The following is a 25,819-nucleotide window of genomic DNA, read 5'->3' on the forward strand; positions in this document are numbered from 1 at the left end:
AGTTTCCCCATAAAACGTTAAAATTAGCGGATTATAAAGAGCCTTACTGCTCTTCTTCCATTCCTGATGAGTTCTGCTCATCAGAAGGTTTTTGACTGTTTTTTTCAGATGGTTCATTTTTATTCTTTTTCGCTTCGCTGTAAAGATGCACATCTGTCTGCGGGAACGGGATGCTTATACCCGCCTTATCAAACTCTTCTTTTACACAGCGCATTAGATTCCAGTAAACTGCCCAGTAGTCGCCGGTTTTAACCCACGGTCTGCAGATCAGATTTACTGATGAATCTGCCAGCTCATGCACCTGAATATTCGGCTCAGGGCTTTCGAGAACGAGGCTGTGCGATTTTACAAGCTCCAGAAGTATTTGCTGAGCTTTTGAGATGTCCGAATCGTAGGATATTCCGAAGACCATATCCACACGCCTTATATCGCTTCCTGTAACGTTTGTTATCACATCGCCCCAGATAGAACCGTTCGGCACAACAACTATCTGATTATCGAAGCTTTTTATCGTTGTTGTGTTAAGGCTCATTGATTCTACCACTCCCGAAACGCCGGCAGTATTAACAACATCTCCCACATCGTATGGGCGGTGAAGCAGGATCATTATCCCAGCGGCGAAATTGTTCAAAGTACCCTGCAGCGCAAAACCAACAATAAAGCCGACAGCCCCAATACCTGCGATCAGCGGGGCAACGTTCAGTCCGAGCGAAGAAAGAGCAACTACCCAGCCGACTATAATTACCGTCTTCTTAACAATATTCACGAAGAAGTTGCGAAGCAGTTCAGAAGCCTTTTTGTTCATTTGGGCAGCACGCCTTACAATTCCTCCTGCGACGGCCGCTAAAATATAAAATGCAATCAGGACTGCCAGAAAAGAAGCGAGCCTAATCCCCCAGCGTATTCCCCCGTTTGGAGATTTCAGCCAGTTAATAAGCATTTTGATGTCCCGTTTACATCCGAAACATCAACATTGGCTTTGGAAACCGCAGAGATGTATTTTTTGTATTCTTCAATGTCGCCGCCTTTTTGCTCCAGCTCTTCCAATACCCTCAAGAGGCGGTCAATTATATCTGTTCTCTGCTCGTGAAGCTTTGAAATCTCTTCCGGCGGGGCATCGCTAATCTCTGCAGCCGAGATCTGCTGCACATTATTTTGAAGAATTTCCATCCAGCCTTCAGCTTCCTTTTCGAGCTGTGTTTTTCTAAGAGGTTTTAGGAGGCTTTCGAGGTTGGAAATCGAGATGTCTGGTTTGGAAGCTGTAAATGTGCCTGCACTGTCAATTTTGTATTCGCTAATCTCTTTCGGCGGGGGCTGAGTGTCAGCACAAAATCCGCCTGCTGAAATTATCAGCACCAGCGCAAGCATTTTACGCATAACTTTGCACTCTAACATTTTCAAACCAAAACTCCCATTAAATTTAAAGTCTTTCAGTCTTCAGCTGCTAAGCTATTCTCACATTTTCTCGGCAGCATTTAACAAATTGTCTCTTTCCGTTTTTCCAATTATACAGACTGCTTAGTATCATTCCTGCAGTAAGGTTACAGATTATTTTGGACGTATTCAGCGGCATTGTTGAAAATTGTCATCCCGTCCGCTTCAATATTCTCCGGCAGCCTAGTCCATTGCGGGTGCTGTATTCGTCTTATGAATCGTTCCGGATGCGGCATCAGACCGAGAACCCTTCCTGTGGAATCAGTAAGGCCTGCAATGGAATCCACAGCTCCATTGGGATTGATTGGATAATCGCCTGTTTTGCCGTCTTTATCCACGTAGCGGAAAGCAATATGCCCGTCTTTCTGCAGAGCTTTCAGTGTTCTTGCATCTTTTGTAACAACTTTCCCCTCCCCGTGTGCCATTGGCAAATATATCCTCTGCTCAGGATTTATAAAAACGCATTTTTCTGTGCCGGGCTGGAGATATACCCAATTATCGTAGAATTGGGGGATATCATTGTGCGTTATGCTCACGCTCCTGCAGCCGATTTGGGGTGAGGCAGGAAGAAGACCGGATTTAACAAGCACCTGAAAGCCGTTGCAGATTCCAAGAACCAGTTTGCCCGCTCCCACAAATTCTTCAATTATTTCATACAAATGATGCTCAATCTGGTTTGCCAGAATTCTGCCTGCTGCCACGTCGTCTCCATAGCTGAAGCCTCCCGGGAAAACAAGTATATGGTTTTCCTCGAGCATCGATTTGTTTTTCAGCAGTTCGTTTATATGTACTCTCTCGGCCTTAAAGCCTGCAAGCTCAAGTGCGTATTTTGTTTCTACATCGCAGTTAATCCCTGCTGCCCGCAGAACTAAGCCATTCATCTTACTCATATTTTTCCTGTAGTTTATCAATGCTTATCCAAAGAAAGATTATATCTTCGGCTCGCTTTTATTCAAGTTTTCAACTGAAACCGAGCTTTTAAAAATCACGGCACAGACCGCATTTTTGGTACTTCTCCACCTGCTTATCTGCCCAGCTTGAGAAGCTTCCGTCTTTTATTCTCTCTTTTATAGAAGCGATGAGCCGCTGGAAGAAACGAATGTTGTGTATTGATACAAGAGTAGGCCCGAGCATCTCGCCTACGTTGAAGAAGTGCCTGATTGCAGCTCTGGAAAAATTTCTGCACGCATAGCAGTCGCAGTTATTTTCTATAGGTGAGCTGTCTTTAGTGTGTATTGAGTTTCTAAGCCTTACAGCTCCCGATTGGGTGAAGGCGAAGGCGTTTCTGCCGTTTCGTGTGGGGAGTACGCAGTCGAACATATCCACCCCAGCTTTAACAGCTGCAATTATATCCGGCGGCATACCCACTCCCATAAGGTATCTTGGTTTATCCTCCGGAAGCAGAGTAGCGGTGTGGTTAACTGTTTCAATCATATTTTTATGCCCTTCGCCAACGCTCAGCCCGCCTATTGCATAGCCGGGGAAACCCATTGATACCAGCCCTTCTGCGCATCCGCTGCGAAGGGCGAGGTCTATCCCGCCCTGAACTATACCGAAAAGCAGCTGATCATCTCTTTTGTGGGATTTGAGGCTTTGCTCCGCCCATCTTATGCTTCTGTTTACTGCTGTTTTCAGTCTCTCTTCAGGGCAGGGAAACGGGGTGCATTCATCGAATGCCATTATAATATCAGCCCCGAGTTTGTTTTGTATTTCGATTGAGCTTTCCGGCCCGAGGATATATTTCTTTCCGTCGATGTGGCTTGCAAACTCAACGCCGCTGTCGGTTATTTTGTTGAGGGTGCTCAGGGAGAAAACCTGATAGCCTCCGCTGTCGGTTAGTATGGGTTTATCCCAAGCCATAAGTTTATGCAGGCCGCCCAGTTCTTCAACAATATCCGCTCCCGGGCGGAGCATCATATGGTAGGTGTTGGCCAGAATAATCTGAGAGTCTGTTTCGGTAATCTGTTCCGGCGTAAGCCCTTTAACGCTTCCTCTTGTCCCAACAGGCATAAACACGGGGGTTTCTATTTCCCCGTGGGCAGTTTCTAGTACGCCCGTTCTGGCATGAGAAAATTCATCTTTGGATTTAACTTCAAAAACTTTGCCCAACTCAGTAAATCCTTTCAAGAACTGCTTCAGGGTAATAGTGTTTGAGTATCTGTCTGTAATTATTCCCCTCGACGGCCATCTGTTTTGCTCCATACTGGCACATACCCACATTGTGTCCGAATCCCTTGCCGTCTGCTGCTTTGAGTGTCCCGTTTCGTATTTCAAGCCTGCATACTGTGCTGCGAAATTTTATGCCCGTAGGGTCGGCCGTTAGGCGAAGGTCTTCAGCTCTGAGGGTTTCATCTCCGTTTTCGCAAATAATTCGAACTTTAGTTATCTTTTCAAAGCCTGCGTTCTTGAGAGTTTCGGCAGGGCGGATATCCTTTATTTTTCCAAGCTTTTTCATTGAAGAATAGTTGCTGACAAGTTTTTTCCTGAGCTCGCTGAGACTGATTTCAAATTCCGGCCAATTGAGATAGTCCTTTTTTGCTGATTTTTTGCAGTAAGGGCATTCTACTCCTACTATACTGAAATCCTCGCCGCCGAAAACTTCTGAAGCCTTGAAAGTTGCCCCGCCGCAGGTTGAGCTGAAGTATGCCGGCAGAATGTCCTCGCTGTTTTGCACGAGAAGAACTTCGCCCTGGGTTTTGAGAAGAATTCTCCAAATCTTTTTCTCTTCTGCCTCAATCCCCCGATAAACCTGGTTTGCCTGAGTAGTTCTCAAGTGCCAGTTTTCATCTTCTCGTTGATTTGCCTGAAAAAGGGCGTAGCTCCTCGAGGCCACAGACTGTGCCTTTAGGGTTTCATCAGGCCATCTTGCCGGCACCTCCGAAGATATTACCCCTGCCAAATAGAGTTCGAGAGGTATTTCATTAATCGCCGCAATTCTTTCGCTTTCAGGATAAGGGATTATTTTAAGCCGCCCGCGATAATTCCTTCCGTTTACCGAGAAACTTTTTTTATGAGTGTAAAGCTCTATCCCTGACTCGAATTTCGCCTTGCCGCCGGCATTTATAACTCCGTTTTCGAAGTGCAGAGCTATATTCGAGGGGGATTTTTGAAACATCACAATCTTATCACCGCTGATATCGCAAAGCTGAAAACTCCCTTCGCAGTTTATCTCGATGCTTTCTGATTTTGTCAGAAGCACTTTTAAATCCTTGCCTTTACTCTCAAACTCATCCCGCAAAGACTTGAAATCTTTTGGCTTGGGTTTGCAGCTTTGAAAGTTTAGTATGCAAAAAAACAGGCTGCAGTATAAAAGCAGCCTGAAGGTTTTCTTTATTTTCCCGCAGGGAATCATTCTTCAGATTGTTTCAGTGTAAGATTGTATTTTGCCAGCTTCTCTTTAATCTCGGTAAGACTTGTAACACCGAAATTCTTGCAGTTAAGCAGTTCTTCTTCAGTTTTATCAACCACCTCGCCGAATGTTTGAAGGCTGAGCCTGTCTATAGCTCGTCTTGCCCTTACTGAAAGCTCAAGCTCTGAAACGGGCTTGGAGAGCAGTTCGTTATCAGCCTTTTTCTTCTCTGTTTCGGCTTTCTGAGATGTGTTTTCGGTGCCGTCTTCGTTGAACTGCCCGAGTCTCAAGCCTTCGCTTTCGAGGATGGCTCTTATTTCTGTAAGGCTTGTCTCACCGAAATTTTTGTAAGAAAGGAGCTCCTGCTCGCTTATTCTGAGCAGGTCGCCTATAGTGTTTATGTCCATCTTCTTGAGGCAGTTTCTGCTTCGCACGGAAAGCTCATATTCGCTGATAGGCTTCTCTAGAATCCTGCTTCTTGTGCTCTTTCTCTGTTCCTGCTCCTCATCATAGAGCATATTTCTCGAGCTTTCAATGTCCTTTTTGTACATCCTTGCCTGTTCGTGGTTTGGGTAGTACTTCAGGATAAGGTCAACGCAGTTTGCCGCATTTTCGTATTCTCCATTGTCCTCGTAGATCACGGCCATATTCAAAAGCACATTTACGCTTATCGGATTGCTCTCGGCGATCCTCTTGTAGAGCTTTATGGCCTGAGCTGGATTGCCGTGCAGGTCGAGCATATAGGCGAAGCTCAGGAGAGTCTGCTCATGTGCAGGGTCTATATCCAGAGCCTTTTCATACTCCCTTGCAGCCTTGTCAAATTCCCCCTGTGCATCGTATAGATTACCGTAAACGCAGTGATACTTTGCATTTTTGCCTTTTAAAACCTTCGAAAGATTTTTGAGCGCATTTTCTGCGGAGCGGTAGTCGCTTCCGTCTATAAGTACTTTAATCCTCTCAAGCTCGGCAACCGTGGGGTTGTCTATCTCATCAACTGCTTTCTGAAAATGGTCAACCGCTTCGGCTTTCCTGCCTACTCCTAAGTAAGACTTGGCAATGCAGTAGTTTTTGATTCCCGAATCTCCGGCCTTTTCGAGGCTTTCTATAGCGTCTTTGTATCTGCCTGCGATGCAATACCCTATTCCTGCCTTCAAAGCAGAATTCTTTTTACTGCTGCCAGCAATTTCATCAACCTTCTCAACAAACTTCATTTTGTTTCGCTCTGAATTGTTTACCGAGAGGTTGACTTTCTGGTAGTCCTCTAAAGTAGGTGCGGTTTTAGAGGAGAATAAGCTGTTCCAAATTTTTTCAGTGTTTTCTTGCATATTTTGTTTTCGCCTGTTAATTATTCGCTGATAACGAAATTCTTTTCTTTCTTCAATTATAAACAATATTGCGATTGATTATAATAAGCCGTCAATCTTTTGCAACCGTTTTGTAAGCCTCTGAGGCAGGATTGTACTTGTTATCTATCCAACTTCCCTTCTCTGGAAAAATGATGCTGCAATCGCAATTACGCCAGCGGCATAGCTGAAAGAATAGGCACCGCATTTGAGTACGTATTTGAAAGGAACACTGCTGTCTAAGTATATTGCATCGCTGATCCAGAATACTTGGAGATTTGGCACTATTGCGTAGGCGATTTTTGCGAAGACATTTTCTCCAGCGAACCGTCCGAATATGTAGTCGCTTACTAAGCCGAGAAGAAACACGCCGATGCATAAAAGCAAAGTCAGCACCATATTGCAGCGGGTAGAAAAGAGCACTGCAAGGGATACCAGAACAATAATTGCCAAGAAAATCAGGGTGGAACTGTAAAGGTCAAATGCGGAGAAGTTGTTTTCAGCAGGGTTAAACTGCCATTGCTTATCTATGAAGCTAAGGGCAATGAATGCCGCTGCTGCTGTGATTGACGAGGTGATAATTGCAGTGGAGGCGAAGTTCCAGTCCCACGAATAGTTTGCCAAGGCCCCAACGATTATTCCCAGCAGGAATATCGCAGAAAGGGCGGTTAATACCGTCCAGTCTATCTCATCTCTGGCGGTCTGGAGAACTCCGTGCCTGATAATCATCATCATTACCGCGGTGCTGAGAAAGTGGCAAAGCGCAACAGCTCCGGATATTCCGAAAAATTTACCAAGAACAAATGTTATCCGGGAAACGGGTTTGCTCAAAACTGTTGCAGCGGTTTTTGATTCCAACTCCTGCGTTATCGCACCTGATGCGGAAAATACTGCTATGAACAACCCCGAGATAAAAATCGTAGAATACGAAATTTCTCGCAAGAGTTTGTTATCATCGTCAATCGTAAACATTGTTAAGGAAGGGCTTATAAGCAGCATAATAAGGCAGATTAAAAGAATAATCGAAAAAACAGGCTGCCTGAGCGTTTCTACGAACGTGTTTTTAGCTATAGTGAAAAGCTTTATGAACATTTATAAAATCCTAAAATTAAATTTAACAAGGTTGATTTTTTGATTGTATAATATAAACTTTCGCCCTTTGCAAGCGGTAAATTTATACGATTTTGCTTTTTAAGTAAAGCATCAAGTTGATTTTTGCCACTGCGTTTTTATACGGTTTCTTTAAAAAACTGTTTTAAACAATTTCAGTTAGCCATTTTTATATAACAAAAATAATTATAACATTCAGGAAATAAAATGAAAGACTCCTCCAGAAAGGCGATGAACGTTGCTCTCGGCGGAATGATCCTGTCATTGATAGGCTTTTTGGGATGCCTGCTTACCGGTATTATTACAAGCATCCTTCCGGTGCAGTTTATAGCTTGGCATCTTCTCGGTGCAGCAATTATATGGCTGTACTTAATTGTCTATTACCACAACTTCGGACTGGCAGAGCGTGAAAAACGCGATGAAGCTATCCTGAAATCACAGGATGAGACGATTTTTCAGGATTCACAGCAGAGACAGGCGATGTTTTCTGCTGCCCGTAAGAGGTTCAAGATATTTGAGCGGTGGGGAGGTATAGTTTTTTCAATTCTATCAGCGGCCTACAGCATTGCGATTGGCCTCTGGCTCATATCAAAACTCAGAGAAGGATTGGAATTAGTCGGCAGGAATCCGCTTGCAGGTGCTTCAGCAATGATAGTTGCATGGTTTGCAAGCTTCCTTCTTGCAAAGTACGCCTCGGGGATGTCCTCAGAGAAAGACTGGCAGCCGCTAAGGGCGGGAGGCAGTTATCTGATTTCCTCCTCAGCCGCCTCGCTCATAACAGCAATAGCCCTGGGCATCAGTTTCTTTCACTACGAACTGCCCGTTTTAATAGCAAGCTGGCTTATACCTGTAGTAATGCTTGCTTTTGGTGCAGAGACGGTTTTGAATACTGTGCTGGATATCTATCGCCCGAGAATCAAAGGTGCTTATCACAGGCCCGGATTAGACAGCCGCCTGCTTGGTATAATCAGCCAGCCGGGAAGTATGCTGCATACCGCAGCCAGCACGATTGATTATCAGTTTGGATTTAAGGTGTCCCAGACTTGGTTTTATCGTCTTCTTGAGAAGGCGATTCTCCCTCTTATGCTCCTGCTTATTTTGTGTATGTATCTGATGAGCTGTTTTGTGGTAGTAGGGCCTGGGAAAAAGGCCGCTATAGAGCATCTCGGCTCTACAGACAACGGCAGAAGAATTGTTGGCCCTGGTATGCATCTTAAATGGCCTGCACCTTTCGACAAGGCTTACATACACGATACCGAGAGAATACAGCAGCTAAACATCGGCATTATGAATGCCCCTGAGATAAATGAAGAAACCGATGAGATCGTTAAAAAGCCCCTTCTATGGGGTCAGAAACATCAAGAGGTTGAATTACGCCTTATAGTTGCCACTGAATCCTCAGAGGCTATAAGCAATGAAGACGCCCCGCCGGTAAGTTTGATAGTCGCTGCGGTACCGGTTCAGTACAGGGTGAACGACCTGTATGAATTCCTGTACAACCATAAAGGCCCCGAAACTATCCTTAAAAACGTATCGTATAGAGAGATTGCACGCTATATGGCAAGTGCAAAGCTTGAAACCAACATATTCGGCGGTGATATTCAAGACGATGAAAGCGTGCTTGGAGCGGGCAGGAAAGAGGCAAGCGAGAAGCTCACTAAAATAATACAGTCAAGAGCTGATGAGCTCGGCCTCGGCGTTGAAATTGTAACGGTCGGCCTTCAGGGTATCCACCCGCCTCTGGATGTGGCCTCAGATTACGAAGAGGTTATAGGAGCTGTGCAGCAGAGGCAGCAATCAATCCTTTCAGCGCTTGCTGAAAGAAATAAAACGCTTACTGAGCTTGGCGGTTCTCTCGAACAGGTTAACAGTCTTTATCAGAAGCTCTCAGATTACGAGCAGGAAAAAGACCAGTTGTCCGAGTCTGTCAGGGAACAGAGGCTTGCCGAGCTTGATAATGCCTTCCTTGATGCACGCGGGGAGATAGCAGAAAAGATCTTTGATGCAGAGCAGTATGCCTTTAAGAAGAAGCGGCTGTCTAAAGCCTCCGGCGAGAGGTTCAAGAGCCAGCTCAAGGCCTATCAGGCTGCTCCGAAGATTTATCTGCAGAATGAAAGGCTGCTTACTCTGGAAAGGTCTCTTGAAGATGTGCGCAAGTATATTGTAGTTTCCGGCGAGCAAGACAGTGAGGTTATGATTGTTGATCTCAAACAGAAACTCAACCCCGATATATACGACTTAGAGCTTCCTGAAGAATAATTGAAATTGAATATTGATACTAAGGTGTTTAAGGCAGAATAAAAATGAGAAGATTACCAAAGCTGATTCTTGTAACAGCAATCGTAGTGCTGCTTGGATTCAAGCTGTGCAGCTATCAGGTCAGGGAAACAGAGTCTGCATTGATAACGAGGTTCGGAAAACCAATAGCTGAAAAAACCGAGCCTGGGCTTTACTTCAAACTTCCTACGCCCTTTGATGTTGTACATAAATTCGATTCCCGATTGCAGGTTTTTGAAGGCCAGCAGGAGGAAACTACAACCAAAGGCGGGGAGCCTGTTATCATCACCCCTTATATGATATGGCAGATTTCTCAGCCTCAGCTGTTTTTCGAGAGGGTTTCCACTGACAGAGAGGTGCAGAAGTTTCTTTTGAGCCAGCTTCGAAATCATGCCAACGCGGTGGTCGGGAAGCATTATTTCAGCGAGTTTGTTAACACAGATCCTGAAAAAATAAAATTTGAGCAGATTGAGAATGAACTGCTTCAGGCTCTCAAGGAATCCACCGAAGATGAGTACGGGATTACAGTTGCATCTGTAGGGATTAAGAAGCTTGAACTCAATGAAGAGGTTACAGAGGCTGTCTTTGAGAGAATGCGTGCCGACAGGCAGCGCAAGAAAGAAGACATCCTTGGAGAAGGCCGCTCTACCGCAACGAGAATCAGAACTGATGCCGATAAGAAAAAGCAGCAGCTTCTGGCAGCTGTCGAGTCCCGCGTGATTGCGATTAAAGGTGAGGGTGATGCAGGAGCAGCAAAATATTACAAAATGCTTCAGGACGACCCCGAACTTGCCATGTATTTAAGAGATCTGGAAGCTCTTGCCAAAATTCTTGAGAACAGGTCAACTGTTGTTCTCGGGGCAGAGACTGACCCAATGAAACTGCTTCGTGAGGTGCCCGAACTTGAGTCTTCCAAACCGAAAGACTCGAAGGCATCTAAGCAAGATAGTGAAAACAAAGAAAAGTAAATTCTCGGAGCTGTCTTGATGAATGAAATAGAAAACAAAAACCCTGAAAATCAGCAGGATATTACAGCCGACATGGATTCAGGCAGCAAAGCACTTGCAGATGCGCTGAAACTGAGCTTTGCTGTTTTGAAGCTTATAATGATTGTGCTCATAATCCTGTTCTTTGCTTCGGGTGTTTATACAGTAGAAAAGAATGAAAAGGCAATAGTTCTTCGTTTAGGGAAGGTTGTTCGTGATGCCTCAGGAACTTCCCTTAAAGAGCCCGGACTTCACTGGGCGCTTCCTTACCCGATTGATGAGATTGTTAAAATACCCGTAACTGCCACACAGAAGCTTGAAATCGATGATTTCTGGTATTTCGATCCTGAACAGGGCAGCAGGCCAGGACAAACTCTCAATCCGATAAGAGACGGCTACTGCCTCACACGCAATGAAGAGGTTCAGGGCTATGAAGACCAGCTCGCAACCGACTACAACATCGTGCACTGCAAATGGCAGCTCAACTGGACTATTGAAGACGACCCTTACGCATTCTTTAGAAACGTGAAGGTTCGCTCGGTTAGGCCTGGAGAGCTTTACAGAGATGTGATTTCTGAAAGCGTTGAGCCTCTGCTTACGACTGTTGCAGATGACGCAATAGTGCGAACGCTGGCAAAATACAGCATCGATCAGGCGGTTACAACATCAAAATCGAATATCACAAGGGAAGTTACTGCTCGAGTTCAGAAAAGGCTCCGAGAGCTTTCAACAGGTATAAGAGTTCGCGATATGCAGATACTCAAAATAACCTGGCCGCGTCAGGTTGACCAGGCCTTCCTTGCTTCAATAAAGGCCGGCCAGAACCGCAGCAGCATTGAAACCGAAGCCTGGACTTACTACGAGAAAACACTCAATGAAGCGGGCGGCCCGAGAGCGGAAGAATCGCTGAAGGTCCTTCTTGATGAGAGCTCCACAGAGGCTGAAATCCGCAGGGCTTATTCAGACCTTACTGGTCAGGCCAGCAAGAATCTCAGCGAGGCACGGTCTTACAAGACTAAGGTTATAGAAACCGCCAAGGCAAACGCTAACTACCTCAGTCAGCTGCTCCCTGAATACCGAAAGAGGCCTGAGCTTGTGATAGAAAGAATCTATCAGGATAATATGGAACAAATATTGGACACTGTTGACGAAAAGATTATCGTACAGCCCGCTAAACAGGGCAAAGACAGAGAATTCAGGGTACTGATTAGCAGAAACCCCTCGATTAAAGATAAAAAAAGCGGCAGTGATGAAAACCAGAATGGCAATCAGTAATAAATAAGGCGCAATCTACAATGGCACATGACCACCTTCATATAGAACAATTAGAGTTTGAAAGTCAGGACGGGCTCAAGGAAGCCGGAAGGGTTCGCAGAGTGAGCCTTGCACTGATTGCTACCTTGGCCGGCGGAGTGCTGCTGCTGAACAGCTATCTCAGCGGTCTGCCTTTCCTTTACGGTGCAGACAGCCCGGTTGTTGAACTCAGTGCAATGTTCGGCGCAATTCTGCTCGGTCTTCCTGTGATAATACATTCAGTGAAAAATATCATCAAAGGCCATATGCATATGGATGAGCTTGTTGCGCTTGCGATTATTGCTGCATTTGCAACAGGCCAGTATAAAGAGGCCGGTATCGTATCTTTCTTCCTGCTTCTGAGCGAACTGATGGAAACGAGAACCGCTCTTGGAGCAAGAGCCTCAATCGAATCTCTGATAAAGCTTACGCCCAAGAGAGCGGTAAAGTTAGAATCAGACGGAAACGAGAAGGAAGTTAAGGTTTCTGAGCTCAGCAAGGATGATGTAATACGAATCCGCCCGGGTGATAATGTAGCGGCAGATGGAGAAGTGATATCAGGCCTTACAAGCATAAACGAGGCCACTATCACAGGTGAGTCTCTGCCTGTGGACAAAGTGCCCGGGATGCAGGTTTTTGCAGGTACAACAAACCTTACCGGCGGAATTGATGTTAAGGTTACCAAGGTAGGCTCCCAGACAACTCTCGGCAAGGTGCAGGAGCTGATAATGCAGGCCGAGAAAACCAAAATCCCTATTATGAGGATTATGGATAAATACATAAAGTGGTATATCCCAACGATCCTTATGATAGCAGCAATCGCTTGGTTTTTCACAAAACACCTCGACAGGTCTATAGCGGTTCTTGTTGTATCCTGTCCTTGTGCTCTTATTCTCGCCACGCCTACTGCTATGGTGGCAGCAATATCGGCCGCAGCGAGGCTCGGTATATTTGTCAAAAATGTTGCCGATCTGGAAATTGCCGGAAAACTCAGTTCAATGGTGTTTGATAAAACAGGAACATTGACCACTGGCCGGCTCTATGTAACAAAGCTCGAACCCGCTGAAGGGGTGGAACCGGCAGACCTGCTTCGAACAGCAGCATCTGCTGAAAAAATGAGCAAGCACCCGGCAGCAAGAGCTTTGATGGGGCTTGCTAAAGAGGCCAACGTCTCTCTGCAGGAAAGCGAGAACTTTGAAGAAGTTCCCGGCAAGGGCGTTCAGGCAGCTGTTGAGGGAAGCAAGGTGCTTATTGGAAGAGACAGCTTCCTCAAAGACAGCAGCATCGATCTTTCTGCTGTATCTGATCCGGCTCTTCACGAAGAAGAAGGCTTCAGCACCCTTTACATAGCGAAAGACGGGGTTTGCATGGGCTGGATTGGTATGCAGGATAAAACAAGGCCTGAGGCCAGAGAGGCTGTAAAGAAGCTGCTCGATTCAGGGCTCAAAAGAATCACTATGCTTACAGGCGACCGTAAGGAAGTTGCCAACAGGGTAGCATCGGAGCTTGGCTGTACCGATTTCAGGGCAAGCTGCCTGCCGCAGGACAAGCTCTCAATCGTTAGGAAAATCAGAGATGAGGGCCACGTTGTGGCGGTAATCGGAGATGGAATCAATGATGCCCCTGCTCTTGCTGAAGGCGATTTGGGGATCGCAATGGGAGCAGCAGGCAGTGATGTGGCTATCAGTTCAGCATCTATAGCCCTGATGAACAACGACCTTGAAAGGCTTCCATTTCTGGTGAATCTGTCAAGAAAAACAAGAACAGTTATCACTCAGAACCTGCTTTTCGGGAGTCTGTTTATTGTTATAGGCATTGCTCTTACCCTTTCAGGCATTGTTTCAGCAGCGCTTGCAGCCCCGCTTCATTTTGTCGGTTCACTTTTTGTAATTTTCAACAGTGCCCGCTTAGTACGCTACGGCGAATACTTTGACACACACGAAGCTGTTATAGCACGTGATAAAATTACTGATGCGGGAGAAAAAAATAATGAATAATCACACTTGCTCTAATTTGTGATGAGGGGTAATTTTGAGTGAACAATATGCAATAGAAACAATCTCTCTTACCAAGGCCTTTAAGGACTGGTGGGGCAGAACAAAGGTTCTTGCAGTGGACGATTTAAACCTCAAGATAAAACGCAATGAGGTTTACGGACTGCTCGGCCCGAATGGCTCTGGCAAGAGCACAACGATAAAAGTTCTCCTTTCTCTGCTTCATCCGACAAAGGGAAAATCTTTCATACTCGGGGCAGACAGCAGGGAGAAACGTGTTGCAGAGCGTATAGGGTTTCTTCCCGAAGAGTCTTATCTGTACAAGTATCTTTCTGCCAAAGAAACTTTGAAATTTTACGGGAATCTCTTCGGGATACCCTCAAAAGTTCTCAATATGCGTATTGAATCTCTGCTTGATATGGTAGGCCTTTCGGCAGTTGCCAACAGGCCTATAGGGACATTTTCAAAGGGTATGCAGAGAAGGATAGGGCTCGCTCAGGCCCTTGTAAACGACCCTGATGTTTTGATTCTTGATGAGCCGACATCCGGTCTGGATCCAATAGGCACAAGACAGATCAAAGATTTGATTAAGAAGCTCGCAGAACGCGGGAAAACCGTTCTTATGTGCAGCCATTTGCTCGCTGATGTAGAAGACGTTTGCGACAGAATCTGCGTTCTCTACGGCGGAAGAGTGCAGTGTGAAGGCAGCGTTAAAGATCTTCTCCGCCAGACAGGCAAGAAGCAGATTATAGCTGAAAATATTCAGGAAGATGCCTTGGAGAAGGCGTGCAGCGTGATTCAGCAGGCCGGCGGGGCCTGCGAGGTGAGCTCACCCCAGTTCCGTCTTGAAGACCTGTTTATTCAGGTTGTAGAGAAGGCGCAGAAGGAAAAAATTGCTACAGGAGGGGCATACAGCACCGGTAAAATCGGAAGCTTCCTTGGAGAAGAGCAGCAGGAAGATAAAACTGAAAAAGTGCTTGACGAGCTTGTCTCGGCAGATGTTTCAAAGAAGGAAGAAACCGAAAAAACCCGTCCTGAGCCGGAAACACAGCCGGCAGAGCATGAGGAGGACAAGAAGGTGTTAAGCGAGCTTGTTAAGGAAGAAGATTCGAATGAAGAAAAGGCCGAAAGCGGCGAGGACGAACTCACTCCTGCCAAAGAAGAAAAGAAAAAGCAGGAGCCGGTAAAAGATGATGTTTTGAAGGATTTGATGGGGGATGATGATGCGTAATATTCGCATTATTGCTCTTAACACCTTTTCGCAGCTTATAAGGATGAAGGTGGCGGTAATTGTTATCCTCCTGCTGCTTGCCCTTATCCCGTTTATGGCTGTGCAGGCGGTCGGAGACGGTACGCTGCTCGGTAAGCTTCAAACCTTCTCGAGCTACGGGGTCTCGCTTGTGAGCCTTCTTTTATGTATGCTCACTATTACCCTGTCGTGCTACGCTCTTTCAAGCGATATCAAAAATAAGCAGATATTCAGTATTGCAACAAAGCCTGTTCAGAGATATGAGATTCTCCTCGGCAAATTTGGCGGCGTTATGTTTGTGAATCTGCTGTTTTTAGCGGTATTCGGAAGCATTTTATATTTCCTTACGGTGAGCCTGCCGAAATATACTGAGACTGATTCGCAGGAGCTGCAGCAGGTTGAAGACGAGTTCTTCAATGCAAGAACCGGTATTACTCCCGAAATTGATGAGGTTAGCTTCCGCGAGGAAGCCAGAAAAGAGTATTCCCGCCTTCGAAGCGAAGGGCAGGTACCGCAGGATAAAACTATGCGGGAATACATAAATGAGTATGTTAATCAGAAAAAGTATCAGGCGGTTTCTGTAGCGGCTGGAGAAATGAAAGACTGGACTTTCAAGGATCTCAAACCGCAGGACAAACAAAACGGCTTTATATATCTTAGATTTAAGTATGAAGCTTCTACGCCGCCGCCGGATAATATGATTGCCGGCAGATGGCTGATCGGCGATAAACGCCAGCTGGAACAGGCCAAAAAAACGCAAACTCCGATTTATGACAGCTATGTAAGGAAAGATGCTGTCAAAACGTTCCACGAGATCAAAATCCCCGCTGCTGTTGTTCCCGAAGACGGACAGCTGACTGTGGAATTTCAGAATTTGTATTTCAATAATACAACCGTGATACCGAGGGAGATCGAACTGCTCTATAAATCCGGGTCTTTCGGTATGAACTACTTCAAAGCCAATTTACTGATTTTGATACGTCTGGTCTTCCTCACGGCAATGGGAGTCTTTCTGACTACTTGGCTGTCTTTCCCAGTGGCGATATTTGTTTCTCTTGTCGTGTATTTTACCGGAATGGTAAACGGCTTTATCGTAGGGGCGATAGATTCGCTCACTCAGGGAATAGGGCTTATCTATATGTTCACTGTTAAGCCTCTGCTTCATCTTCTGCCCAGTTTCGATGGAGAAAGCAATCCTTCAGGCAAGATACTTTCTGCCCGTATGATAGGCTCTCTTTTCCTTTTGGAAAAGACAGGCATAACGATAATTCTCAAGTCCGGAGGGCTTTTAGCCGCCGGTGCACTTGTATTCAACAGACGCGAGCTTGCTAAAGTAACCGTGTAAGGTTTTTATGGCATATAAAAATATAATCATAACTATAATGCTTTTTGCAGTGGGATGCAGCATACTCTTTACATCCTCTCTGCAGTTAGACGATTTAAATAAATCACGCAAAGACCTTGACCTTGTGGCCAATAAGCCGCTCGAGAATGCGCCTCCTGCCCTTGCCTTCGCAACCGTAGCGATGGGAGCTTTTCGCGGGCTTGTTGTTGACATACTGTGGATGAGGGCGGATTCCCTAAAAGAAGAAGGCAAGTTTTTCGATGCAAAGCAGCTTGCTGAATGGATTACCGTCCTTCAGCCCCGCTTCAGCGCTGTATGGGATTTTCAGTCTTGGAATATGGCCTACAATATATCCGTGGCAATGCCTCCTTCCCAGCCTGAGGAGAGATGGAAATGGGTGCGGAACGGATACGAGCTTCTAAGGGATAAGGGAATACCGCGGAATCCCAATTCTATCATACTATACAGATCGCTTGCGTGGATATTCCAGCACAAGATCAGCGGGGTAACTGATGATGTGCATAAATACTACAAGATTCAGCTTGCATTATCGATGCGTCCTTTGATATCTCCTTTAACTAATGAGCATTTCGAAAAGCTTTCGAATGCCCCTGAGACGCTTTCGCAGCTTACCGAATCGGATGAGTCCGCAGCTGAGCTTGTATCTAAGATGAGGGAATTTGCGCCGGATGTTTTCAGCGAAGAACTAACGGATTTGGAATTTGCAGGTGTATTCTTTGCTCTTCTTGATTCGGCAGGCGAGGGATACCCCGACCAGCTTGTTGAATTTGTAAGGGCGGAGATTGAAAGCCAGAGGTTTGAAAAACTGCGTAATTTCTGTCAGGCCTGCAAGCTGAGGCAGGAGTGGAAGTTCGATATAGACCTTATGAAAAAAGTCAATAAACGTTACGGCCCCGTTGATCTGAAAACAGGCGACAGGCTCCCTCTAAACTGGGAACACCCCGATGCCCATGCAATCTTCTGGGCTGAAAAGGGACTTGAAACGGCCGGCAGAGAAGGCGATTATTCAACCGATGAGCTCAATACAGACAGGATCGTATTTCACAGCCTCAAAAATCTTTACAGGATGGGCAAGTATGTGATTTACAATGTCCCGCTCAAGCTTCCCCGTTCTGATACCGACAAGCAGCGAGGCAATTTAGACAAGCCCCAGGATGAGCCCGAATACAAAGTTGGCAAAACGCTTTATATGCTCCCCGATTTGCGGATGTTTGATGCGTACAATCAGGCGCATTTAGACCGCATAGAAAAATACAGAGAATTTGAAGAGGCCAATCTCAGACCTCTTAAAAACGGGCATAGGAATATCTTGAACGATGCAATCTTTACACTTTATATGGCAGGCCACCGCAAGAAGGCTGCCGAGGCGTTTAAGCAGCTCAAGGAGCTGTACCCAAGGGATGAAAATGACATGGCCCTCAAACAGTTCTGCCGAAACAGGATGGAAGAAGAGCTCGACGGGCTCACAATCACAGACGCCCGCGAGATGGTAACTATGATGCTCAAGGAGTCTTATTTCCGTTTTGCTGTGGGCGATGATGATATGAGCTCAGCAAGAGAAAAGATGGCGAGGTCTGTCGCAGACTACTACAAGAGAACATCCGGCACAGAGGACGTTGACAGGGCAATGCTTGCAGATTTTCCGAAGCTTAGATATATGGCTCTGATGGATTTCCTCAATGACGGCAAGTATCCCGACAATCTCAAGCAGAGCCTGCTTGCCAGAATCAAGAACAACAGACCTGATATTTACGAAAAACTCACTGCAGAGCGGGAAAAGGTGCAGAAAGAAGCGCCTCCTGAGGGAAAACTGAAAAACGAGTAAGGCTCTGTATTGATTTTTGCTGAGGAATTTATGGCTCAATCATTCTCATTTGACCAGCTAACCCCATCCCAGAAAGAAGCAATAGAGCACAAGGATGGGCCGCTTTTGATTATCGCCGGCCCGGGCAGCGGGAAAACACGCACTGTAACGTGCCGAATTGCAAGGCTCGTGGAAAAGGGCGTTTCCCCGTGGAGCATCTGCGCTATTACATTCACAAATAAAGCCGCTGATGAGATGAAGCAGAGGGTTCGTGAGATGGGTGTTCCGAGGGGGGCTCAGATAAGCACCTTTCACTCATTATGCGTGAGGATTCTGCGCGAGTTCGCTGATTATGCTGGCGTTAAAAGCACTTTCAGCATATATTCAGATGCCGAGCAGAAGGCCTGCATCAAAGAAGTGATTAAGGCGAGCAATCAGTCAACTAAGAATTTTCCGCCTGCAAAGGTCCTTTCATATATCTCAAACTACAAAAACGACCTCTTCGACCCCGATGAAGCTGTCAAAATGGCGGACGGTTTCCAGCAGAAGATGGTGGCAAAATTATTCAAGCGATACCAAAACCGGCTCATACAGAACAACGCACTGGATTTTGACGATCTGCTCACTAAAACAGCCTTTCTGATAAAAAATTATCCCGAGATTAGAAAGCAGCTCAGCGACAGGTATAAATATATCCTCGTTGATGAGTATCAGGACACAAATCACGCCCAGTACCAGATTGCAAAAGGTCTCGCTTTGGAGCATGGGAATATTTGCGTAACCGGCGACCCTGACCAGTCCATATACCGCTGGCGTGGGGCTGACATAAGGAATATTATGGCCTTCGAGAAGGACTGGCCTAATGCTAAAGTGGTAAAGCTGGAGGAGAACTTCCGTTCCTGTCCGGCAGTTCTTGAGCTTGCAGATAAGCTCATCTCCCACAACAGGCAGAGGAAAGAAAAGAATCTCAAGGCTGTTCGCAGTGAGGAGAAAAAAATTGTCTTTTCTCCTTTCGAAGACCAGAGGGAAGAAGGGCTGTCTATAGCCGGCAAGATCAATGAGCTTATCCAGCAGGGACACAATCCCAATGAAATCGCCGTGCTTTACAGAACAAACTCTATGAGCCGCTCCATCGAGGAGTCTTTCATTCGCGGGAAAGTCCCTTATCTTATTGTCCGCGGCGTGGAGTTTTACAATAGAAAAGAAATTCGCGATATGCTCGCATATCTCAAACTTATCTCCAACCCCTCTGATTCGGTTGCACTTGAGCGGATAATCAATACACCCCCCAGAGGCATAGGCAAAACTACTTTGGAAAGGCTTAAACGATATGCCTCTAATAATGGCATTTCTCTCTGGCATGCCGCAACCGAGGCAGACAGGGTAGAGATGTTGAGCAAAGCTGCGGCCGCGAAGGTAATAGAATTTACGAAAATGATTCAGGGCTTCCAAGATTTCAGCAGGCAGGATAGCTTTGCGGTTTCGGATTTAATTGAAGATATATTCGAGTCTTCGGGTTTTAAAGCCGCACTCAAAAAATCTTCCGAGCAGGAAGACGCTGTTGAAAATATAGAAGAGCTCATAAACAACGCTGCCTTCTTCGATAACGCTCAGCAGGAAGAAGACCAGCCCGGTGGGCTTGATGACTATCTTCAAATGATTTCTCTTTACAGCGATGCAGATGCATACGACCCGGGAAGCGGAAAGGTTTCCCTTATGACTCTCCATGCCGCCAAGGGTTTAGAGTTTGACAATGTGTTTATAATCGGCCTTGAAGAGGGCATACTCCCCCATGAGAGGAGCAGTGAATCAGATTCGCAGCTCGAGGAGGAGCGAAGACTCTTTTTTGTAGGAATTACTAGGGCAAGGCTCAATCTTTTCATAAGCCAGACAAAATACCGGACTATATGGGGCAGGGAAATCAGGACTCTGCCTTCGCAGTTTATTTTTGAATGCGGATTGAAAACTGAAAGCTATACTGCTGTAAACGATACTGTTAAAGACAGCGTTGGCAGCTATCGAAGAACCGTAAGAGACGAAACCAAGCGGAGCCGAACCTCTTCAAACGCAGCTTACTTTGCAGGTCAGCGGGTTAGTCACAGGAAATTTGGCGCCGGTGTGGTTAAAGAATATCTCGATTTAGGCGAGAATAGCGTTATTACAGTTAAGTTCGATAAGGGGCAGGTTAAAACTCTTGTACAAAAGTACGCCAAACTTGAGTGTTTGGATTAGTCGGCTATCAAAAGCACATAATAAACGGCAAAGTTCTTTTGCCAATATTTAAGCTTTGATGTTTAGCTCGATTGTGTAGAATAGTGTCTTATAATATATTAGGCCTTGATCATTTGAGTATTGAAAAAGAAATTTTAACAGATATTATGTGGATATTATGGTGAAAACGATATTACAAAGTTTAACTGCATTATTGGTTATCAGTTTCACTCTGCACGCTGCAGAGCTTGAGGCTGAAAAGCTCGACAGAATATATTCACCGCAAACCGCTCAGACGTTCCATAATATTGCTTGCGATATTCTTGAACCGGAGTACGTGAGCGTTCGCGATGCCAAAGAGGCTATTGTGCTGATTAAGGCGGCGCACAAGCTTGATGAGACTATGAACAATATGCTTCCCCAGCTTCTTGATGCTGTCGAGATAGACTCAGAGACCGACCATTCCGATTTCGTTAAGAAGCTTCTTTATCGGTATGTAACAGCTTCCAGTGATTCTGAGCTCGCTATGCGAGGTATTTCATATCTGTTGAATCAGGCTCCAACACGCGAAAGAAGGGAACAAATTCTCGATGCATTCAACAGCGATATCGGCTCAACGAACGAGCAGTTCTCATCAAGGCTCAGCACTTTTCTCGGCTCTCTGATTGCAGAAACTGGCGACTTTAAACGGGCTTCAAGGCAGTTCAAGCTGGCTTACGAGAAAGACCCTTACAATGTTGTGGCCTTTGAGAAGCTTTCTGAGATAGATCCCGAAAGCGTGAATGTGGTTAATATGGGGCCTTATCTTAGAAGAAAAATTGTATTAGACCCATACAGCCTTGAGCTTACGCTTGATTTTGCAGACTATGCCTTCAAATACGGCCTGTTCAAAATTGCCCGTGATACTTATCAATATGCCGCAGACCTGTTCGTTTATGATAACCCCGACCAGAAGATTCCTCAAAGAGTTTATATGCCTTGGGTTATCAGTGCATACAACGTACAGCACGGAGAAGCAAAGTGTATCAAGATTATTAACAGGATCCGTCAGCAGGGCGATTTCAATATCTACGTTGAATACATTTCGATTATGTCTGAACCCCTCTCGCGTTCAGAGCGTATGGACAAGCTTTCAGGGCTTGCTGAAACAGGCGAGCAGATGCTTGAAACAAACAATCCCATGATTACAGAGCAGCAGCTTGCATTCTTTTATTTCTTCCTCGACCGAAATACCCAAAAGGGAATTGAGATGGCAAAAAGGGCATACGCAAGGAACGCTGATTCTGTGGATGTAAGGGCGCTCTACGCATATTCGCTATTTGAGTCTGGTGATATGGAATCAGCTAAGCAGATTGTTGAAGAGATTAAAACTTACAATCAGATAGCCGCATACACAGGAGCAATGATAAATCTCGAGGAAAACAACGAAAGCGAGGCTGTGAAACTGCTGCGTTCCTGTATAGAAATGCAGCCGGGAGAGCTCATCTCTCATAAGGCTAAGGAAGTTATGCGGGAGAATGAATCTACCTATGTTCCTGCTTATGATGCATTTACTCTCAGGCAGAATCTCGAGAAAGCCTTTGGAGACTCTCTAATACCAAAATTCTACCGGCCTGAAGATGTGATTACAACTAAGCTCAGCCTTAATGGTGTAGAATTCAGCTATGGTTCAAAGCTTGGGCTTTATGTGATAATTACAAACAACGGCAATCAGCCGATAGTTGTTAACGATAATGCCTTCTTCAAGGGAAATATTTTAGTTAAGGCGAAAGTTGCAGGCGATATAGAAGGCGCAAAGCCTATTGAAATAAGGAAAAAGATTACTCCTGTTTCACCTATACGCCCGGGTGGAACCCTTGCTGTTCCAATGCCTATAAAAACAGCAGCCCCCACCTTGGACAGGATCCTTGAGAGATTTCCGCAGGCGAATCTGGTTATTACGTTTCAGGCGTATTTCGATTCTTATGAAAATGAATCCGGTGAGCTTGCCAGCAAGATTGTTCCCGCAACAACCACAGCCAAAAGGCTCGGCGTAGTGCTTACCGAAGACCTGCTCGAAAAAAGGATTCAGTCTCTTGAGGAAGGCTATGCAGGGCAAAAGATTAATACCCTCAGGCTTTTGGGTGGACTTGTAGCAGAGAGAAAGGCCGCAAAGAATTACGGAGTTGTTTACAAGAGAAACGCTCTTCCTGATTCAGTTTTGAAACAGGCTTTTGATATAAGCCTTGCTGATATGAACTGGCAGGTGAAATTCCTTATGCTCAACGTTCTTAGAAACGCATCCGATTTGCTCGATACGAAAGAGAAATTCTCAAATGCCCTCGATGACGACCATTGGCCTGTGCGTCTGCTTTCTTTATACGCTCTTACAAATATCCCTCAAAGCAGCGATTTCCAAAAGGTAATAGACTGGATGTATCAGGCAGACGAGCAGGAGCTCGTACGCAAGATGGCCCTTATAGCAGGTGCTGTACCTGAGGCAGCCGAGGAGGAGTATTAGCAGGATTTGAATCAAAGACCAGCTCAAAATCAAAATGCAGGGGCGATCAGCGTTTGGAGATGGATAGTTCTCATAGGCGTGCCAGTGGGCTGGCTTTTGATATGGCTTATGGGCAGTGAAATTATAAGCGGCGAGTCTGTATTCGGGATCTGCGGATTCCGTCAGAAGCACGACTTGCCCTGTCCATTTTGCGGGATGACCACTTCAGCGAAGTTTTTTCTTGATGGGAACCTCTTAGGCTCTCTAAAAGCTCAGCCTGCGGGCTTTATATTCTGCATATTCAGCATTGTGGTTTGGATTGAATCTGCAATTCTGCTTATACCTGCGGTAAGGCTGAAGAGAAGCTTTTTTGTTAAGTGGAAATTACGGGTTTTATTATTGTCTGCTTTGCTTATAATCTTACTATCTTGGGGCTGGAAGATTTATTATGAGACTTATTTTTATGACTAAAAGAAATATAATTTTAATTTTATTTGTTTCTGCGGCAATTTTTGCCGGAGGCTGCAAGCTTGCCGGCATATTAGCAGCAGGACCATCGAAGCAGTATATACTTCCTGAATACGACTTGAAGCCGGATCTGCAGGAGAAGATATATATTTATGTCTCTCAGCCTGCTTGGATTGATACCCCTGTAAATATCAGGCAGGAAATAGCAGACAAGATGAAGGCTTATATTAAGATGAATTTCAAGAAAGAATACGTTCCCGAAAATATCCTTACATACAAAGACGCTTCTTTCGCAAATAACAACACAGCAGACCTCAATCCTTCCGGCGCTGCTGAAAAGCTTGGAGCGAAGAAAATGTTTTACATAGAGATTCAGGGACTTGATATCATCCGCCTTTCTCATCAGTTCGGGTATTACTCTGCGGAGATGAAAATCGGGGCATTGTATTATGATATCACTCAAGATAAGAAGCTCTGGCCAGCAGGAAGTGAATATAAGGTGCTTAAATATGATATTGAGTGCGAAAAAGGAGCAGAAAAACTCGGCTCAAAACTTGCAACTGCAAACGCACATTGTATATTAAGACATTTCTATAAATGTAAGAAAACTAAATTCAAAGTTGCTGAAGAAGCTGTTGATACTGATTTTAGCGATTGGTAGGTCTATCAGCTTTTATCAAAAGTTTTAATGGAGAACGTATGTATAAGATACTTATTGCAGACAAACTATCCCAAAAGGGAATTGATTTAATCAATTCTACAGAAGGCTTTGAGGCCGTTGTGAAAACAGGAATCAGCGAGGAAGAACTCTCTTCTATCATTGGCGATTATGACGGACTTATTGTCAGAAGCGCTACTCAGCTAACCGAAAAGGTTCTGGAAAATCCCGGCAGACTCAAGGGTGTTGCAAGAGCAGGTGTAGGCGTTGATAATATAAATATTCCTGAGGCAACGCGCAAGGGTGTTCTGGTTATGAATACCCCTGGCGGAAATACGCTCAGTGCAGCTGAGCACACGATGGCTCTTATGCTGTCTTTGAGCAGAAATGTAGTGCCGGCGTGCGTTAAGATGAAATCCGGCGGCTGGGACAGAAAGCTATACGTCGGCAATCAGCTCAACAACAAGGTGCTGGGTGTTATAGGTCTTGGAAGAATCGGGATGGCAGTTATCAGAATGGCTGCTGGTTTTAATATGAAGATAGTCGGATATGACCCGTTCTCAATACCAACTCAGGCCGAGAATTTCGGCGTTGAGATTACAGACTCCCTCGAGGAGATCTACAAAAAGGCTGATTTCATCACAATGCACATCCCGAGGAACAAAAACACCGAAAACCTCATTTCAAAAGAGCAGCTTGAGATGATGAAGCCCACTGCAAGGATTGTAAACTGCGCAAGGGGCGGGATAATAAATGAAAACGACCTTTACGATGCTCTGGAGAATAACGTTATCGCAGGAGCCGCTCTGGATGTTTACAATGAAGAGCCCCCTGAGAACAGAAGGTTCGAGAATCTCGATAACTGCCTTGTAACTCCGCATCTTGGTGCGAGCACTGAGGAGGCTCAGATCGGCGTGGCTCTTGAGGCCGCAGAAGTGTTGATGGATTCGATCAAAGGCGGCCCGATTAAGAACGCAATCAATGCCCCTGCAGTAAGCGAATCGGCTCCGAAGATCATCAAGTCTTACAGTGAGCTTGCTCGAAAGGTAGGCAGGCTTATGAACGTTCTCAAGGCAGGCAGGATAAAGAAAGTTGTGCTTGAATACCGCGGAACTATCGCTAATGAGGATGTTACTCCGCTGAAAACTTCTTTCTCGATCGGTTTGCTTCAGCCCAATTTCGATGTACAGGTTAATATCGTAAATGCAGGCTTCCTTGCTCGCGAGAGAGGCATATCAATTGATGAGGTGAAAAATGAAGACTGCACGAACTTCTCTTCCTGCTTCACAGCCAAAGTGTCCACAGAAATAGGCAACTATTCTGTAACCGGCACATTGTTCGACGATAACATAATGAAGATTGTAAGCATAAACGGCTATGAAACCGAATTCACACCGGCCGGTCTGATTATGCTTGCTCTATATAGAGACAGGCCCGGCGTTATCGGCTCTATAGGTACCGCCTGCGGGAAGTATGATATCAATATCGGTACTATGAGCGTAGGCCGCAAAGACGGCAAAGCGATGATGGCTCTCAGCCTCGACCAGAATTTGGGCAAAGAGGCGCAGGGGGCTCTTGATGAAGTAGATTCTGTTGAGAAATACACAGTATGCGATTTTGATTAGTTCCGCTGGGCACATTTAAGCTGAAATCTTAAGGGGCAAGTTTCGAGCTTAGCCCCTTTTTGTATTCTCTCGGCATTCTGGAAAGCCGGAAAACCTTTTGCTCGGCGGGTGGTTATCCGCAGAAATTTCACTATAATCATCATTTTAAAGCAAAAACTTCTTAAGTTTATAGA

20 protein-coding genes are annotated in these 25,819 nt (G+C 45.4%); 13 read left to right on the top strand and 7 right to left on the bottom strand.

The features are described 5' to 3' along the window. Positions 1-43: 43 nt before the first annotated feature. The 7 genes from L21SP3_RS02580 to L21SP3_RS11885 form a co-directional block, all read right to left on the bottom strand. Positions 44-940, bottom strand: coding sequence for a mechanosensitive ion channel family protein (locus tag L21SP3_RS02580; RefSeq protein ID WP_077539202.1), 897 nt, complete (start codon positions 938-940; stop codon positions 44-46). Beyond that, entirely contained in the window at positions 922-1,401 is a 480-nt protein-coding gene (locus tag L21SP3_RS02585) for a hypothetical protein (protein ID WP_123785112.1), read from the bottom strand. Before L21SP3_RS02585 ends, L21SP3_RS02580 begins: the two co-directional genes overlap by 19 nt. Positions 1,402-1,541: 140 nt before the next feature. Then, positions 1,542-2,324, bottom strand: coding sequence for a phosphoribosylformylglycinamidine synthase I (gene purQ, locus L21SP3_RS02590; RefSeq protein ID WP_077539204.1), 783 nt, complete (start codon positions 2,322-2,324; stop codon positions 1,542-1,544). Positions 2,325-2,412: 88 nt separating this feature from the next. Further along, entirely contained in the window at positions 2,413-3,636 is a 1,224-nt protein-coding gene (gene tgt, locus L21SP3_RS02595) for a tRNA guanosine(34) transglycosylase Tgt (RefSeq protein ID WP_077539205.1), read from the bottom strand. Further along, entirely contained in the window at positions 3,545-4,633 is a 1,089-nt protein-coding gene (locus L21SP3_RS02600) for a SpoIID/LytB domain-containing protein (protein WP_161488067.1), read from the bottom strand. The genes tgt and L21SP3_RS02600 overlap by 92 nt, the downstream gene beginning before the upstream one ends. A gap of 149 nt (positions 4,634-4,782) precedes the next feature. Next, the gene (locus tag L21SP3_RS02605; RefSeq protein ID WP_077539207.1) at positions 4,783-6,108 is read right to left on the bottom strand and encodes a DNA-directed RNA polymerase subunit alpha C-terminal domain-containing protein; all 1,326 of its coding nucleotides are present in this window, start codon (positions 6,106-6,108) and stop codon (positions 4,783-4,785) included. Positions 6,109-6,252: 144 nt separating this feature from the next. Further along, complete coding sequence (locus L21SP3_RS11885) at positions 6,253-6,861, bottom strand: hypothetical protein (RefSeq protein ID WP_123785113.1); 609 nt, start codon at positions 6,859-6,861, stop codon at positions 6,253-6,255. An 88-nt stretch (positions 6,862-6,949) separates the two neighbouring features. Here L21SP3_RS11885 and L21SP3_RS11890 point away from each other — a divergent pair, with 88 nt between their 5' ends. The 13 genes from L21SP3_RS11890 (at position 6,950) to serA (ending at position 25,646) form a co-directional block, all read left to right on the top strand. Further along, a complete protein-coding gene (locus L21SP3_RS11890) occupies positions 6,950-7,261 on the top strand; it encodes a hypothetical protein (RefSeq protein WP_123785114.1) in 312 nt (103 codons plus the stop codon). 182 nt (positions 7,262-7,443) lie between these two features. Then, positions 7,444-9,495, top strand: coding sequence for an SPFH domain-containing protein (locus L21SP3_RS02615; RefSeq protein ID WP_077539209.1), 2,052 nt, complete (start codon positions 7,444-7,446; stop codon positions 9,493-9,495). 44 nt (positions 9,496-9,539) lie between these two features. Next, positions 9,540-10,481 (top strand): protease modulator HflC, encoded by a 942-nt coding sequence (gene hflC, locus L21SP3_RS02620; RefSeq protein WP_077539210.1) that lies wholly within the window; start codon positions 9,540-9,542, stop codon positions 10,479-10,481. Positions 10,482-10,499: 18 nt separating this feature from the next. Next, entirely contained in the window at positions 10,500-11,774 is a 1,275-nt protein-coding gene (gene hflK, locus L21SP3_RS02625) for a protease modulator HflK (protein WP_077539211.1), read from the top strand. Positions 11,775-11,794: 20 nt separating this feature from the next. After that, a complete protein-coding gene (locus tag L21SP3_RS02630) occupies positions 11,795-13,789 on the top strand; it encodes a heavy metal translocating P-type ATPase (RefSeq protein ID WP_077539212.1) in 1,995 nt (664 codons plus the stop codon). A 34-nt stretch (positions 13,790-13,823) separates the two neighbouring features. Next, positions 13,824-15,017 carry an ABC transporter ATP-binding protein gene (locus L21SP3_RS02635; RefSeq protein ID WP_227806793.1) on the top strand — a complete coding sequence of 398 codons (1,194 nt, stop codon included), beginning with the start codon at positions 13,824-13,826 and terminating at the stop codon, positions 15,015-15,017. Beyond that, entirely contained in the window at positions 15,004-16,380 is a 1,377-nt protein-coding gene (locus tag L21SP3_RS02640; protein WP_077539214.1) for an ABC transporter permease, read from the top strand. The genes L21SP3_RS02635 and L21SP3_RS02640 overlap by 14 nt, the downstream gene beginning before the upstream one ends. A gap of 7 nt (positions 16,381-16,387) precedes the next feature. Beyond that, a complete protein-coding gene (locus L21SP3_RS02645) occupies positions 16,388-18,226 on the top strand; it encodes a hypothetical protein (RefSeq protein ID WP_077539215.1) in 1,839 nt (612 codons plus the stop codon). A 30-nt stretch (positions 18,227-18,256) separates the two neighbouring features. Next, a complete protein-coding gene (locus L21SP3_RS02650) occupies positions 18,257-20,437 on the top strand; it encodes an ATP-dependent helicase (protein WP_123785115.1) in 2,181 nt (726 codons plus the stop codon). A gap of 193 nt (positions 20,438-20,630) precedes the next feature. Then, positions 20,631-22,916, top strand: coding sequence for a tetratricopeptide repeat protein (locus L21SP3_RS02655; RefSeq protein WP_077539217.1), 2,286 nt, complete (start codon positions 20,631-20,633; stop codon positions 22,914-22,916). A 6-nt stretch (positions 22,917-22,922) separates the two neighbouring features. Beyond that, a complete protein-coding gene (locus L21SP3_RS02660) occupies positions 22,923-23,366 on the top strand; it encodes a DUF2752 domain-containing protein (RefSeq protein WP_077539218.1) in 444 nt (147 codons plus the stop codon). Continuing rightward, on the top strand, positions 23,344-24,024 hold the full coding sequence (locus L21SP3_RS02665; RefSeq protein WP_077539219.1) for a hypothetical protein: 681 nt from the start codon (positions 23,344-23,346) through the stop codon (positions 24,022-24,024). Before L21SP3_RS02660 ends, L21SP3_RS02665 begins: the two co-directional genes overlap by 23 nt. A gap of 38 nt (positions 24,025-24,062) precedes the next feature. Beyond that, a complete protein-coding gene (gene serA, locus L21SP3_RS02670; protein WP_077539220.1) occupies positions 24,063-25,646 on the top strand; it encodes a phosphoglycerate dehydrogenase in 1,584 nt (527 codons plus the stop codon). Positions 25,647-25,819 lie beyond the last annotated feature (173 nt).

Source organism: Sedimentisphaera cyanobacteriorum, from assembly GCF_001997385.1.
Classification (GTDB): Bacteria; Planctomycetota; Phycisphaerae; order Sedimentisphaerales; family Sedimentisphaeraceae; genus Sedimentisphaera; species Sedimentisphaera cyanobacteriorum.